The 15,076-nt window shown below is 64.0% G+C and carries 11 protein-coding genes; 7 read left to right on the top strand and 4 right to left on the bottom strand.

All coding sequences use genetic code 11. From position 1 onward, the window contains the following. Positions 1-401: 401 nt before the first annotated feature. Both G3480_RS21205 and G3480_RS21210 read right to left on the bottom strand, forming a co-directional pair. The gene (locus tag G3480_RS21205) at positions 402-1,118 is read right to left on the bottom strand and encodes a Crp/Fnr family transcriptional regulator (protein ID WP_338114194.1); all 717 of its coding nucleotides are present in this window, start codon (positions 1,116-1,118) and stop codon (positions 402-404) included. A 45-nt stretch (positions 1,119-1,163) separates the two neighbouring features. Beyond that, positions 1,164-1,364, bottom strand: coding sequence for a hypothetical protein (locus tag G3480_RS21210; protein ID WP_164655887.1), 201 nt, complete (start codon positions 1,362-1,364; stop codon positions 1,164-1,166). Positions 1,365-1,609: 245 nt separating this feature from the next. Here G3480_RS21210 and G3480_RS21215 point away from each other — a divergent pair, with 245 nt between their 5' ends. The 7 genes from G3480_RS21215 to G3480_RS21240 all read left to right on the top strand — a co-directional run bounded on the left by G3480_RS21215 (position 1,610) and on the right by G3480_RS21240 (position 13,584). Further along, a complete protein-coding gene (locus G3480_RS21215; protein WP_164655888.1) occupies positions 1,610-1,798 on the top strand; it encodes a Thivi_2564 family membrane protein in 189 nt (62 codons plus the stop codon). Positions 1,799-1,881: 83 nt separating this feature from the next. Next, entirely contained in the window at positions 1,882-2,955 is a 1,074-nt protein-coding gene (locus G3480_RS21220) for a DUF2333 family protein (RefSeq protein ID WP_164655889.1), read from the top strand. A gap of 89 nt (positions 2,956-3,044) precedes the next feature. Further along, positions 3,045-3,638 carry a carboxypeptidase regulatory-like domain-containing protein gene (locus G3480_RS21225; RefSeq protein WP_164655890.1) on the top strand — a complete coding sequence of 198 codons (594 nt, stop codon included), beginning with the start codon at positions 3,045-3,047 and terminating at the stop codon, positions 3,636-3,638. A 210-nt stretch (positions 3,639-3,848) separates the two neighbouring features. After that, positions 3,849-4,025 (top strand): Thivi_2564 family membrane protein, encoded by a 177-nt coding sequence (locus G3480_RS27690; protein WP_167752482.1) that lies wholly within the window; start codon positions 3,849-3,851, stop codon positions 4,023-4,025. 116 nt (positions 4,026-4,141) lie between these two features. After that, on the top strand, positions 4,142-4,432 hold the full coding sequence (locus G3480_RS21230; RefSeq protein WP_164655891.1) for a sll1863 family stress response protein: 291 nt from the start codon (positions 4,142-4,144) through the stop codon (positions 4,430-4,432). 104 nt (positions 4,433-4,536) lie between these two features. Continuing rightward, entirely contained in the window at positions 4,537-4,719 is a 183-nt protein-coding gene (locus G3480_RS21235) for a hypothetical protein (RefSeq protein WP_164655892.1), read from the top strand. A 126-nt stretch (positions 4,720-4,845) separates the two neighbouring features. Then, on the top strand, positions 4,846-13,584 hold the full coding sequence (locus G3480_RS21240; RefSeq protein WP_240905961.1) for a glycoside hydrolase family 94 protein: 8,739 nt from the start codon (positions 4,846-4,848) through the stop codon (positions 13,582-13,584). Positions 13,585-13,654: 70 nt separating this feature from the next. On the opposite strand, the gene G3480_RS21245 is transcribed toward G3480_RS21240, so the two are convergent. Beyond that, positions 13,655-13,987, bottom strand: coding sequence for a hypothetical protein (locus G3480_RS21245; RefSeq protein WP_164655893.1), 333 nt, complete (start codon positions 13,985-13,987; stop codon positions 13,655-13,657). A gap of 100 nt (positions 13,988-14,087) precedes the next feature. Continuing rightward, positions 14,088-14,702: a PAQR family membrane homeostasis protein TrhA gene (gene trhA, locus G3480_RS21250; RefSeq protein WP_164655895.1), complete on the bottom strand. Its 615-nt coding sequence runs from the start codon at positions 14,700-14,702 to the stop codon at positions 14,088-14,090. Positions 14,703-15,076 lie beyond the last annotated feature (374 nt).

The raw sequence follows: 15,076 nt of genomic DNA on the forward strand, positions 1-15,076 counted from the left end.
TTTGCAGGATGGGCACGTCCGTCCAGCGCCGAGGTGACGCTCAAGCCCCGAGTGCGGACTTTGCCCATCCTACCGACCCGCGCCTTTTGGGTAAGGTCATTTCCGCAGTTCCGATCCCGTAGGATGGGCAAAGCCCTGGCGATGGGCTTCTTTCGGAGTGCGAGGGTCAAGGGGCGTGCCCATCATCCCCGCTCAGCGCTTTGCAGGATGGGCACGTCCGTCCAGCGCCGAGGTGACGCTCAAGCCCCGAGTGCGGACTTTGCCCATCCTACCGACTAACCCCCCTCCCGCCGAGGTGAGGGGGCTGAACGACTCCATTCCGGATCTCTTCCCTTCTTCTCGTCACCGCTCCTCGGGCGCATCAGCCCTCGAGCCGGCAGCTCGACCGGCGGCCATCCGCGTCAACCCAAGACTTGCGCATACATGGCCTCCGCGGCCCCATAGCAGCCGCAGGCGGCGTCTTGCAGGCCGGCGCGGTCGAGCACGGTGATATCACCTCGGTGATAGTGAATCAGCTTGCGCGCTTGCAGTGCGCTTGCCGCCTTGGTGACGCCCACGCGGCGTACCCCCAGCAAGAGGGCAAGGAGTTCATGAGTGATATGGAAGTGGTCTGAATGCGCCCGGTCCTGGGTCATCAACAACCAGCGGGCGAGGCGGGCTTCCACCAGGTGGAAGCGGGTGCAGGCGAGCAACTGCGTGCTCTGGTTCATCAAGACGTCGAGATAGCGGTGGAGCCTTGCCCTGAGGGCGTCGCTCTGGCGCAGCGCCTCGCCGAATCTCGCATCGGACATCCGCCACGCCGGCCCCGCGCCTTGGACGAAGGTGCGGATCTGCGTGATCTCGACACCCAGGATGAGGGGTGTCCCGATCATGCCTTCATTGCCGACCAGTCGCACTTCTAGACCGCTGTGATCCGCGGGAGGAGTGACCATGGAGACGAAGCTGCCGGTGGGGAAATAGACCTCGCGGATCCGATCGCCGGGCTCGCTGATCACCTCGCCACGCCGCAGTTCGACGACCTGGCAGTGCGACAGAATCTTGCGCTGGTCACGCTTTGGCAGCGCGGCTAGGAGCCGATTGTCAAAGTGCTCGGGTGTCTTCGCGGAGTCGGGTTGCACGCGCGTTCTCCTCATTGGTCAGCATTGCTCATTGGTCAGCATTGCTCAGTGATGGCCGAAGCACAGACGGCACGGGGGCAAGGTCGTTAGCCGATCCGTCGCAATGGCCTTGGCCATGAGTCCGGCCAGGTGCTTGGTCGCGGCGGGGCGCCGCTCCCACAGCCTCGGTGTGCCGGACTCATGATCCCTGACGCCATGATCGGTATTACGCGCAATGACCTGTCCGGTCGGTGCGTTGGCAAACATAGGGCGCGCATTCGATGTCTTGGCTGTGTTCTGTTCATGCCTCGTCGCGGCGTCAGCGGGATACTTTTCCGAAAACACTGTGCTCTGTGTGCTAGCGAACAGACGCTCGCCATGGCGGGGACTTATGGTGCCAGCTACCTGGAAGCTGTCTGGACCAAGGGCGAATGAATTCGCCCCGACACATGTCTCGACCATGATTTCCAGACAGCCTCTTAATGTTCACACCGTCTGACAGGAGAAGCGCCATGCCTCTGATTACATTGATCATGACACTGGTGGTGGTGGGATTGATCCTCTGGTTGATCAATAACTACATCCCGATGGATGGCACCATTAAGAAGATCTTGAACGTGGTCGTCGTAATTCTCGTGATCCTTTGGCTGTTATCCGTCTTCGGACTCATGCCTCCGCTATCTGGGATGCGGATCGGCTAGTCGCTCGGCGACTGAGGTTTTTGCGATTGGAGAGAGAACCAGATGAACGCTATCAAGAGTGTCGTTATCGCGAGGAGATCGCCATGAAGGCTGACACAGCATCGAAAAGGCAGGTGATCACCCGGAAAGCCGCGCAGGTCGCGACCTACTACCATCCCAGCACCTGGAAAGAGAAGGGTATCTGGTGGACCGGCGGGCTGTTTCTCATCACCTATCTGATTGTCGTCGTCATCCTGGGGATCTATTGGTCACGCTCCCCAAGCATGTATGACGTGCGCGAACAGGCGTTGTCTTTGGTGAATCAGGACGAGAGCCAGCTGGTGACCGGGACGGCCACCACGGCGACCGCCATCCGCATTGGCGAGACCCTGCTCGACAAACCCGGCGGCTATCTGACCAACGACATCAGTCCGCCGGGCGTCTACCTGGACAACATCCCCAACTGGGAATTCGGTGCCCTGACCGCGTGGCGCGATCTGCTCGACGCCCTGCGCAACGACTTCAGCCGCGCCCAGTCGCAGTCGGTCGAGGACAAGAATCTGGCCATCGCGCAACCCCAGTCCAACTACCAATCGGACTCCTGGATCTTGCCCTCCAGCGAGTCGGAGTACCGCACCGGCATCGATGCCCTCTATCGTTATAACGAGGGGCTCTCCGATACCGCAGCCGCCCATGCCCAGTTCTACGCCCGCGCCGACAATCTGACCGCCTATCTCGAAGTGGTCGAAAAGCGCCTGGGCAGCCTGGCGCAGCGGCTGTCCTACGCGGTCGGTCAGGCCAGTCTCGATACCGCCTTGGCCGGCGATCCTAGTGCCCGTCAGTCGACGCCGGTTCCCGCCCAGACGCGGACCAAGACCCCCTGGACGAAGATCGACGACATCTTCTTCGAGGCGCGAGGCTATACCTGGGCGCTGGTGGAGATCCTGCAGGCGATAGAGATCGACTTCGCCCCGGTGCTCAAGGACAAGAATGCCGTGGTCTCCCTGGAGCAGATCACCCGCGAGTTGAAAAACACCCAGAACTTCATCTGGAGCCCGCTGATCCTCAACGGCACCGGATACGGGCCAATGGCGAATCATTCGCTGGTGAGCGCCTCCTACATCTCACGGGTCAATGCCGCGATCACGGATCTGCGCAGTCTGCTGCAAAAGGGTTGAGTCGGGGCTTGAGGCGTGGCGTCCCTTGGACGCCTCGCGCATGCGCGAGTGAATCAATCAAGACACATCAACCAAGGGCGAAGATGACCATGTTCAATCGGCACGAATTCACTTTGATCGCAACGGGATTGCTGTTGGGCACTGGCCTCTGTCAGCCGGTCGGCGCGCGTCCTGGATATGAGGCGCCGGTGCGGCTGATCTCCGGCGAAGCGGGGATGCAGTTTGCAGATGCCTCGCGCGAATGGGCGATTCGCCCGGCCGAAGGGTCGAACCCCATCTCGCAAGCCCCGGAAGCCGTCACGCCCACGCGGACGCCGACAGAGGGGCAGTCGTCACAGATCAAGACCGATGGCGGCATTCGCTACGTCTCGGGCGGCGTCGGCGAGAGCGAGCGTACTGAACTCAGTGCCCTGTCCCATGAATTCAACCTGCACCTGATGTTCGCGACGCAGGGCAGAGGTGAGTATCTCTCGGCGGTGCGGGTGAACATTCTGGATGCACGCAACGGTCCGCTCCTGACGGCCGTCTCGAAAGGACCCTGGTTCTATGCGCAACTGCCGCCCGGCGACTACAGCGTGGAAGTGACTCCCACAGGCAATAGAGGCGAAGGTCAGACCCAGCGCAAGGCGGTGCACTTCGATGGGTCGAATCAATCCAAGATGGATTTCTACTGGGAGAAATAGGAAGGAGCGTGGGCCTTGGGCATGCGTCCAGCCAGGTGCTCGATCTGGGGTGGGGGCGCCGCTCCCACGGGCTTGCTTGCCTGGGCGCTTTGAAAAGGGTGCGAATCAGCGCCTTTTTCGTTGTCTGTACGCTGGCGAACAGACGCCGCCGCTGCGGTGTCATAGAGTCTTTCTAACCGGATCTCACCGGATTTAATAAGGAGTCACGTCATGGCATACATCCAATTAATGATCAACCTGATCGCTTTCGGAGCCATCCTCTGGGCGCTGAATGTCTATATTCCGATGAACGCGACCGTCAGGAAGGTCGCGAATGCGGTGGTCGTTGTCATCGCGATTCCATTCGTGCTCGGTGCCTTTGGGTTCTTTGGTCCGATATCCTGGTGATTGCGCCGCGGCATGGTGAGTCAATGCGAATCAAGGTTGATTCCGTGCCCATTCGATGAGTCGACGCTTGTATTCCGGCAATCCGCCGGGTGAGAGATCCAGAACAGGAGAAGGTCATGCTACCGTCAAGAGATGAATATATCGCAACCATGAAGGCGCAGCTCGATGAATGGAGCGCCAATATTGCCGCCTTGGAGGAGAAGGGCAATGAGATCAAGGCGGATGCCAGGGTGAAATATCAAGAGCATCTCGTCGCGCTGCGCGCCCAGCGTGCGGAGGGCGAGAAGAAGCTCGATGAAATGCTGGCCGCGACTGAAAGCACCTGGGATCAGGTCAAGCTGGAAAGCGACAACCTCTGGGCGGCATTCAAGGATTCTTATCAGGCGTTTACGGCGCATTTCAAATAGCGGTCTGGCCGCCTTCATCATCGTTCCGGCCGGCTGCAAAGCTGACTCTGTAGTCAGGCCATCTTGGCCTGACGATCTCAGGGCTGGAAGCCCTGACTACAGAGATGACGATCTCAGGGCTGGAAGCCCTGACTACAGAGATGACGATCTCAGGGCTGGAAGCCCTGACTACAGAGATGACGATCTCAGGGCTAGAAGCCCTGACTACAGATACAGATAGGCACAAGCGATCGGCCGAAACGATGATCAAGGCCGGTCTGGCCTGCCAGGCGGCGTGGCTGAACTGACGAGAGAACGCGCGTCCTGAAGACCTCTCCGGGCATTGGGTTCGGAGAGGGCGTTGCCTTGAGAAGGAGTCTGTCACCTTGAATATGAGCAATCCGGCGCTGCGTGACCTTCTGCTCCAGTTGAGGATGCGCCTCTCTCGTCGCCGCCTGAGCGGTCAGTCCATCGGCGACGAGTCACCCTTGCGCTCGGAATTGTTCAGTGCGGTCCAGATGGAGCAGCACGGCAAGGATCTCGCCGCCTCGCATCTCCTGATGCCAAGACATCCGCCGGACCGGCTGCTGGTGCGCCTGACCGACAACGAGAAAGTCCTGGTTGACGTTTGCCGGCTGCTCATGGTCGCCGTCACGGAGAAGCGCCGCATTGCGCCGGCTGGGGAGTGGCTGCTCGACAACTTCTATCTGATCGAAGACCAGATTCGCACCGCCAAGCGGCATCTGCCCAAGGGCTATAGCCGGGAGCTGCCGCGTCTTCGCAACGGCCCTTCGGCGGGTCTGCCAAGGGTCTATGACCTGGCGCTCGAGATCATCGCGCACGGCGACGGGCGTGTGGACCCGGAGAATCTCAGTCGTTTCGTCGCGGCCTATCAGGACGTCACTGTGCTGCGTCTGGGCGAACTCTGGGCTATCCCGATCATGCTGCGGCTGGCGCTGATCGAGAACCTCCGCCGTGTCGCCGCCCGCATCTCGGGCAGCAGAATCGATCAGAACCTGGCCGACGGCTGGGCGGATCGCATGGTGGCCATGGCCGAAAAGGACCCCAAGAACCTGATCCTGGTGATCGCCGATATGGCCCGGTCGAGCCCGCCGATGTCAGGCGCCTTCGTCGCCGAGTTGGCACGTCGGCTCCAGGGACAGAGTTCGGCGCTGGCGCTGCCGCTGACCTGGATCGAGCAGCAGCTGGGCGAGTCCGGATCGACGATCGAGCAGTTGGTGCAGGCCGAGAACCAGCAACAGGCCTCCGATCAGGTGTCGATCAGCAACAGCATCGGCAGTCTGCGTTTCCTGGGGGCGATGGACTGGCGCGAGTTCGTGGAGACCATGAGTCTGGTCGAGCAGACCTTGCGCGAGGATCCGGGCGGGATCTATCCCCGGATGGAGTTCGCGACCCGCGACCGCTACCGGCATGTCGTGGAGAAGGTCGCGAAGCATAGCCCGCTGTCCGAGGTCGAGGTGGCGCGCCAGGCGCTCGAGCTGGCGCGGGAGGAGGCACTGGGCAAGGATGCGGGTGAGCGTGCGGCGCATGTCGGCTTCTACCTGATCGACCGGGGATTGGCGCAGCTCGAACGCCGGTCGCGGGCCGGGCTTGGCCTCATTGAGTCGCTGCAACGGCGGGGTCGGCGATCCCCTTTGGTGCTCTATCTGGGCGGGATCGTCCTCTTGACGGCGCTCTTCGCCGCCGGCCTGCTGGAGCAGGCGCAGTCCGATGGCATGCGCGATTGGCTGCTGTGGGTCCTGCTGGTGCCGGCCGTGCTTGGCGCCAGTCAACTGGCGGTGGCGCTGGTGAACTGGCTCGCGACGCTGCTGGCGACGCCCTATCCGCTGCCGCGCATGGACTTCTCCAGCGGCATCCCCACTGAAGCGCGCACCCTGGTCGTGACGCCGACCATGCTCACCAGCGCCGAGGGCGTCGAGGCCCTGCTCGAGGCGCTGGAGGTCAGATACCTGGCCAATCAGGACGCCAGCCTGCACTTCGGCCTCCTGACCGATTTTCGCGATGCGCCATCCCAGAGGCTACCGGAGGACGCGGCCCTGGTGCGTCTGGCGGGGCAGGGGATCGCGGCGCTGAATGCGCGCTATCCGCGCGGCAGCGGCGACGCCTTCTACCTCTTCCATCGCCCACGCCGCTGGAATCCGCAAGATCAGATCTGGATGGGCTATGAGCGCAAGCGCGGCAAGCTGGCGGACCTGAACGCGCTACTGCGCGGTGACGGGGGAGAGCGCTTCGCGTCGATCGTGGGCGAGACGTCCATCCTGCCGCGCGTGCGCTACGTCATTACCCTGGACACTGATACCCAACTGCCGCGCGATGCGGCGCTGGAGCTTGTCGGCACCATGGCGCATCCGCTCAATCGCGCGCATTACGATGCGCAGCGCGACGCTGTCGTGGACGGCTACGGCATCCTGCAGCCACGCGTGTCCGTGAGCTTGCCGGGCGCCAACCGGTCCCGCTATGCCCGGCTGCATGGGAGCGACGCCGGCATCGATCCCTATACCCACGCCATCTCCGACGTCTATCAAGATTGGTTCGGGGAAGGTTCCTTCATCGGCAAGGGCATTTACGACGTCGATGCCTTCGAGCAGTCCGTCGGCGGGCGATTCCCTGAGAATCGCATCCTCAGTCACGACCTGCTGGAAGGCTGCTATGCGCGCTCGGGGCTGCTCTCTGACGTGCAGTTCTACGAGGATTATCCCGCCAGCTATCGCGCGGACGCGAGCCGCCGTCACCGCTGGATTCGCGGCGACTGGCAGATCGCCCGGTGGCTGCTGCCGCGCGTCCCAGGCCGCGACGGCCGCGCGTGCAGAAACCCGCTCTCGGCGCTGTCGCGCTGGAAGCTGGCCGACAACCTGCGGCGCAGTCTCGTGCCCCCGGCGATGACCCTCCTCTTCGTGCTGGGCTGGACGGCCACGGCATCGCCTGGTCTCTGGACGCTAGCGGTGCTCGGCATCTTGCTGATTCCCTCGGTGCTGACCTCGCTCTTGGCGCTCCTGCAAAAGTCAGGGGATGTGCGTTGGCGCCATCATCTCGCCACGGCCTTCCGCGCCGCGCGTCGCGAGGGCGCACAAGTCGTCTTCATGTTGGTCTGTCTGCCGTTCGAGGCCCTCTGCAGTCTGGATGCCATGGCGCGCACCCTGTGGCGGATGGGCGTGAGCCATCGGGGATTGCTCGAATGGACCTCCTCGGGGGACGTGGACGTCTCGGGTCAGGGAATGCGGCCCTTCTACCGTCTGATGTGGATCGCGCCCGCGCTGGCGGCATGCACGGCGCTGGGTCTGGCCCTGCTTGAGCCAGCCGTGCTCCTGGTGGCCGGGCCGCTGCTGTCGCTGTGGCTCGCCGCACCGGCGATCGCCTGGTGGATCAGCCGTCCGCTGACCCGCCGAGAAGCGCGCTTGACGGCCGATCAAGTCCGCTTTCTGCATCTGCTGTCGCGCAAGACCTGGTCGTTCTTCGAGACCTTCGTCGGCCCGGAGGACCACTGGTTGCCGCCGGACAACTACCAGGAACATCCGGTGGCGGTGGTCGCGCATCGCACCTCACCGACCAATATGGGCATGTCCTTGCTCGCGAATCTCGGGGCCTATGACTTCGGCTACCTGCCGCCAGGGGGCCTGATCGCGCGCACCAAGGCCGCGCTGCGCACCATGACGGGGTTGGAACGCTATCGCGGCCACTTCTACAACTGGTACGACACGCGCTCGCTGGAGCCGCTCGCGCCGCGCTACATCTCATCGGTGGACAGCGGCAATCTCGCGGGACACCTGCTGACCCTGCAGCCGGGTCTGCTCGGGCTGATCGATGCCCCGATTCTCAACCCGCGTTGGCTGGACGGGCTCAAGGATACCTTCGGGGTTCTGCTGAGCACGTTCGGGGCGGACGCCGAGCATGGCCGCAAGGGTGCGCTGCCAGCCCAGCTCGAGTTGTTCCAGCAGCGGTTGGAGACGGCCGATCAATCGCCGCCGACCGCGTTGAGGGAGGTGGTGCAATGTCTGGAGTCTTTGACGGTCAGTGCCGAAGCTGCGGTGCCTGAGCTGGAGTCATCGATTCAGGGTGACACGCAGGATTGGCCGCGGGCGCTGGCCCGGCAATGCCGCGCCATGCTGGATGATGTGTTGCTGCTGGTGCCTTGGGTTGGGGGACCGGATCGGCTTGACGGGGTTCCGACGCTGCGGGAGTTGGCCGGGCTTGGGTGGGGAGAGAACAAAGACGACAAGGACGGCAAGGACTTCAAGGACGGCGCGATTTATGAGTCCAGTCAGCGCGCTCGGGAGCGGATTGCGGTCCTGGAAGGGCTGGCCCAGCAGGTCGGCGAATTGGCCGAGATGGACTATGACTTCCTCTTCGACGAGACGCGTCAGTTGATGGTCATCGGCTACAACGTCATCGAGCGGCGCCGCGATGGGAGCTACTACGATCTGCTCGCCTCTGAGGCACGCCTGGGCAGCTTCGTGGCGATTGCGCAGGGCCAATTGCCGCAGGAGAGCTGGTTCGCGCTGGGACGCTTGTTGATCCTGTCCGCCGGTGAGCCGACGCTGCTGTCCTGGAGCGGCTCCATGTTCGAGTACCTGATGCCGCTGCTGGTGATGCCGACCTATGACAACACCCTGCTGGATCAGACCTATCGCACGGCGGTGACCCGCCAGATTGCCTACGGGAAAGAGCGCGGCGTGCCCTGGGGCGTGTCGGAATCCGGTTACAACGGGTTCGACGTTCAGCTCAACTATCAGTACCGCGCCTTCGGCGTCCCTGGCCTGGGGCTCAAGCGCTGGCTGGCCGAGGATCTGGTCATCGCCCCCTATGCCTCCGCGCTGGCGCTGATGGTGGCGCCCGAGGCGGCCTGTCAGAATCTCCAACGGCTCGCCGCCAGCGGCGGGGCAGGGCCCTTCGGCCTCTTCGAGGCCATCGACTACACGCCTTCCCGGCTGCCGCGCGGGCAGACCAGCGCCGTGGTGCGCTCCTTCATGGCGCATCACCAGGGCATGAGCTTCCTGTCGCTCGCCCATCTGTTGCTCGACCGCCCGATGCAGCAGCGCTTCGCCTCGGCGCCGCTGTTCCAGGCGACTGCCCTGCTGCTGCAGGAACGCATTCCCAAGACGCCGTCCTTCTACTCGCATACCACCGGCGAGATCACCGATATCCGCACCTCCGGAAGTAGTCAAGAGTCGCAGATGCGGGTGTTCGAGAGCCCCAACACGCCGCGGCCCGAGGTGCAGCTGCTGTCGAACGGCCGCTACCATGTGATGGTCACTAACGCCGGCGGCGGCTACAGCCGTTGGAAGGATCTGGCGGTGACCCGTTGGCGCGAAGACACGACACGCGACGCCTGGGGTCAGTTCTGCTATCTGCGCGACCTGGCGAGCGGCGACTTCTGGTCGACCGCCTATCAGCCGACCCTGGAGCAGCCGGACAGCTACGAGGCGATCTTCTCGGAGGGGCGCGCCGAGTTCCGCCGCCGCGACCACGAGATCGAGTCTTACACCGAGATCGTCGTCTCGCCGGAGGACGACATCGAGCTGCACCGGGTGCGCCTCACCAACCGCTCGCGCACCCGCCGGGTGATCGAGGTCACCAGTTACGCCGAGGTGGTGCTCGCCCCGCCGGCCGCGGACACCCTGCATCCGGCCTTCAGCAACCTCTTCGTGCAGACCGAGATCCTACATCCGCAACCGGCGATTCTCTGCACCCGCAGACCACGCTCCAGCGGTGAGGCGGCACCCTGGATGTTTCACCAGATGGTGCTGCGCGGGGCGCCGTGCGATGCCATGTCCTATGAAACGGACCGCATGCGCTTCATCGGGCGCGATCGCAGCCTCATGGACCCGGCGGCGCTCAGCGCGGGCGCGACGCTCTCCGGCAGCGCGGGCTCGGTGCTGGATCCCATCGTCGCCATCCGCTGTTCCATGACCCTGGAGCCGGATCAATGCGCGACGCTGGATCTGGTCACCGGCATTGGCGACACCCGCGAGATCGCGGTGGGATTGGTGGAGAAATATCAGGACCAGCGCCTGGCCGATCGTGTCTTCGACCTGGCTTGGACCCACAGCCAGGTGGTGCTGCGCCAGCTCAATGCCAGCCAGTCCGACGTCCAGCTCTTCGGTCGTCTGGCCAGTTCGATTCTCTATACCAACGCCTCGCTGCGCGCCGAGCCGAGCCTGCTTGCGCAGAATCGGCGCGGGCAGTCCGGACTCTGGAGTCACGCGGTCTCGGGCGATGTGCCCATCGTGCTCTGCCAGATCGGCGACCGCGCCAATATCGAGCTGGTCCATCAGCTGGTGCAGGCCCATGCCTACTGGCGCCTGAAGGGACTGACCGTGGACCTGGTGATCTGGAACGAAGATCACGCCGGATACCGCCAGCAGCTCCAGGACCAGATCCTCGGGCTGATCGCGGCGGGCGTCGAGGCGCATGTGATCGATCGGCCCGGCGGTATCTTCATCCGGCCGGCGGATCAGATCTCCGATGAGGACCGCATCCTCTTCCAGACCGTGGCACGCGCCATCCTCAGCGACAGCGGCGGCTCCCTGGCCGAGCAGCTCAGCCGGCGCGAGCCCCCGGAGCGGCGTGTGCCGCGCCTGCATCCGACCCGCGGCCACTTTGCCGAATGGAGCCGGGGCATCGAACAGGTGGACATCGCAAGCGTGGGCAGTGGACAGGAGGCAGTGGACACTGAGGATCTTCCCTGCCGAGTCTCGAGCGATCGCGACGGCTGGCGATTCGACAACGGGCTGGGCGGCTTCACCCCGGATGGTCGCGAATACGTCATCACCACCGCCGCCGGCGAGGCGACGCCGGCGCCTTGGGTGAATGTCCTGGCGAATGCCCACTTCGGGACGGTGATCTCCGCCAGCGGCATGGCCTACACCTGGAGCGAGAACGCCCACGAGTTCCGCCTCACGCCCTGGCACAACGACCCGGTGAGCGACGCGAGCGGCGAAGCCTTCTACCTGCGCGACGAGGAGAGCGGCCATGTCTGGTCGCCCACGCCGCTACCAGTCGGCAGCGCGTCAGTCCCGAGCGGCACCGAGGGGCCTGCCTATGTGACCCGTCACGGTTTCGGCTACAGCGTCTTCGAGCACACCGAGGACGGCATCCATTCCGAGCTGTGGGTCTACGTGGCCGTGGACGCGCCGATCAAGTTCTCGGTGCTCAAGGTGCGCAATGACGCGAATCAGTCGCGCCGCATCTCCGCGACCGGCTATGTGGAGTGGGTGCTGGGCGATCTGCGTCCGAAAACCAATCTGCATGTCACCACTGAGATCGATCCGACCAGCGGCACGCTCTTCGCGCGTAATCCCTACAACACTGAGTTCGCCGACCGTATCGCCTTCTTCGACGTGGACGATGCGGCGCGAACGGTCAGCGGCGACCGCATGGAGTTCCTCGGGCGCAACGGGACCATGCGCCATCCGGCCGCGCTGAAGCGCACCCGGCTGTCCGGCAAGGTCGGGGCGGGGCTGGATGCCTGTGCTGCGATCCAAAGCGTCTTCGAGCTGGCCGCCGGGCAAACCCATGAGATCGTCTTCCGACTGGGCGTGGCCGGCCGGCGCGGCGCCGATGATGCCAGCAGCCTGGTCCATCGCGGCCGGGGGATGGGCGCCGCCCGGACCGCGCTGGAGGCCGTGCGAGCCTACTGGACGCAGACACTGAGCGCCGTGCAGGTGGAGACCCCAGACCCCTCGCTCGACCTGCTCGCCAACGGCTGGCTGCTCTACCAGACCCTGGCCTGCCGCCTTTGGGCACGCAGCGGCAACTACCAGTCGGGCGGCGCCTTCGGGTTCCGCGACCAGTTACAGGACACCATGGCGCTGATTCATGCCGAGCCGGCGCTGGCTCGCGAGCATCTGTTGCTCTGCGCCAGCCGCCAGTTCCGCGAGGGCGACGTGCAGCACTGGTGGCATCCGCCGTCCGGTCGCGGCGTGCGCACCCGTTGCTCGGATGACTACCTTTGGCTGCCGCTGGCGACCGGTCGCTACGTCCTGGCCACCGGCGATACCGGGGTGCTGAACGAAACGGCCCGGTTCCTGGACGGCCGCTTGGTGGGTGGGGAGGACGACGCCTATTACGATCTGCCCGGCCAGTCCGAAGAGTCGGCGAGTCTCTACGACCATTGCGTGCGCGCCATTCTGCACGGCTTGCGGATGGGCGAGCATGGCCTGCCGCTGATGGGCTCCGGCGACTGGAACGACGGCATGGACCTGGTGGGGATCAAAGGCCGGGGCGAGAGCGTCTGGCTGGGTTTCTTCCTCTACCAGGTACTGATGCAATTCGCCGAAGTGGCGCGTCTGCGCGACGACCAGCCCTTCGTCGAACGCTGCCAGCGCGAGGCCGATCAACTGCGTGACAACCTCGAACAACATGGCTGGGACGGCGACTGGTATCGGCGCGCCTACTTTGACGATGGGACACCGCTGGGCTCGGCGGATGAGGCGGAATGCCAGATCGATTCGATCGCCCAGAGCTGGTCCGTGCTCTCCGGGGCCGGCATGCCTGAGCGCGCGCACCAGGCGATGACCTCGCTGGACGCACGTTTGGTGCGCCGCGACGCCGGTCTGATCCAGCTGCTGGACCCGCCCTTCGACCAGTCGCCGCTGAATCCCGGCTACATCAAGGGCTATGTCCCCGGCGTGCGGGAGAACGGTGGGCAATACACCCACGCCGCAATCTGGGCGGCGATGGCCTTCGCGCAACTGGGCGACCGGGTGCGTGCCTGGGAACTCTTCGACATCATCAACCCGATCAACCATGCCCGTTCACCCCAGGAGGTCGCGACCTACAAGGTCGAGCCCTATGTGATCGCGGCCGATGTCTATGGGGTTGCGCCCCATGTCGGGCGCGGCGGCTGGACCTGGTACACCGGCTCCGCCGGCTGGATGTACCGGCTGATCCTCGAATCCCTCCTGGGGCTGCGGCTGGAAGGGGAGACCCTGCGCATCGAACCCTGTCTGCCGGCGGACTGGGACGGGTTCAAGCTCAGCTATCGCTATCGCGAGACGCACTACCACATCGTCGTCACCCAGGCGTCCGCAGGGGAGGGCGCGCCAAGGGTGACCCTGGACGGCATCCAGCAAGCCGGCTTGGCAATCCCCTTGAGCGACGACCGCCAGCGACACGCGGTCGAGGTGAAAGTCATGGGTGAGTCGCGAGAATGACGGGCCGATGCCGTCGTCGCACGGCGGCATCGCCGTCGCGATGGGTCATCAATACAGCACGCGGAGAATGCTAATGGGCACAAGCACGCATGTTCCAGCGCACGACATCCATCCGCCGACAGGGCGGATCGCCGAATCCATCGAGGCGCGAGTTTCGCAGGTGCAGACCTTGATGCACGAACGCCGAAAGATCGCCCTGAGGTTCAGGCGGACGCAGGATGAAGGGGACCGCGCTGAGCTCGAGCAGATCGACCAGGAACTCGTCAAGCACCACATCGACATCCCGGCCATCCAGCAACAGGTTGCCATGAGGAAGGGCGGTCTGCGTTAGCCCCTCATCCATGCGGAGACGTAGGCTCTGACCTCCCGACTTGCTGCCGACCAAGCAAGGCAGGGTAGTCATTCTGACGCGGCTCCAGCGTTTCATCTGAAAGCCGATGTCGGCGATGCGTGACTACTGCCGCTGGTCCTGGTGCGTGGCCGCTGGACGAGATCCTGGCCGGTTACAGATAGAGCAGAATCGCGAAATAGTGGCTGACGCTTCCGGCCAGGACGAACAGATGCCAGATGCCATGGCACCAGGGCCGGGCGTTAGCCAGTGCGTAGAAGATCACGCCGACGCTGTAGAAGAGGCCACCCGCCACCAGCAGTTGGAAGCCGGCTGGAGGCAAGGCAGCAATGATGGGATCGAGGGCAAGCACGATCAGCCAGCCCATGATCAAATAGACGACCACCGACAGGATGCCGCCACCCTTGCCGCGCAGCGTATCCATGACGATGCCCAGCAGGGCCAGCACCCAGATCGCGCCAAACAGCCACCAGCCAATCGCGCCGCCGAGGGCCACCAGGCAGAAGGGCGTATAGGTGCCTGCGATCAACAGGTAGATCGCCTGGTGATCCAACACCTGAAACACCCGCTTAGCCCGGCCGCGCAGGCTATGGTAGAGGGTCGAGAAGAGATACAGCAGGATTAAGGTGAGCCCGTAGACACTGAAGCTCAGGATACGCATCGCCCCGCCGTGGGCGCCGGCAAGTGACACCAGCACAGCGGTCCCGCTCAGCGCCAGCACCGCGCCGACCAGATGGGAAATGCTGTTGAAACGCTCGCCCTTGTCCATCTTGTCTCTACCCTTACGTCCGCTCGTCATCCCAGCTCTGTTGCCGACAGCGCGCACTGGTTACGCCACCACCTGTTAATAACATATGACAGGCTCACGCTCCGTTCGCCAGCATAGAAAGTGACCATCAACAACTTCCCCCCTTTCGCAAAGGGGGGCAGGGGGGATTTCGGACGGGATCGCTCACATCGGGAAACAGTTGATGGACGCTTTCAGTCGGTCGAGTCGACACCCTGCATCCTTCAGGCAAAGCGTCGTGGGGGGGGGGGCCCCCCCCCCCAGACACCCCACCCGCCCCGCGCCCCCCACCCCCACCACCAAGCACAGGGGAAGAAGACGATTAAAAACCCAATGTGGGGTTAAAAAGAAGCAGG

The sequence above is a fragment of the Thiorhodococcus mannitoliphagus genome (genome assembly GCF_010915725.1).
In the GTDB taxonomy this organism is placed as follows: Bacteria; Pseudomonadota; Gammaproteobacteria; order Chromatiales; family Chromatiaceae; genus Thiorhodococcus; species Thiorhodococcus mannitoliphagus.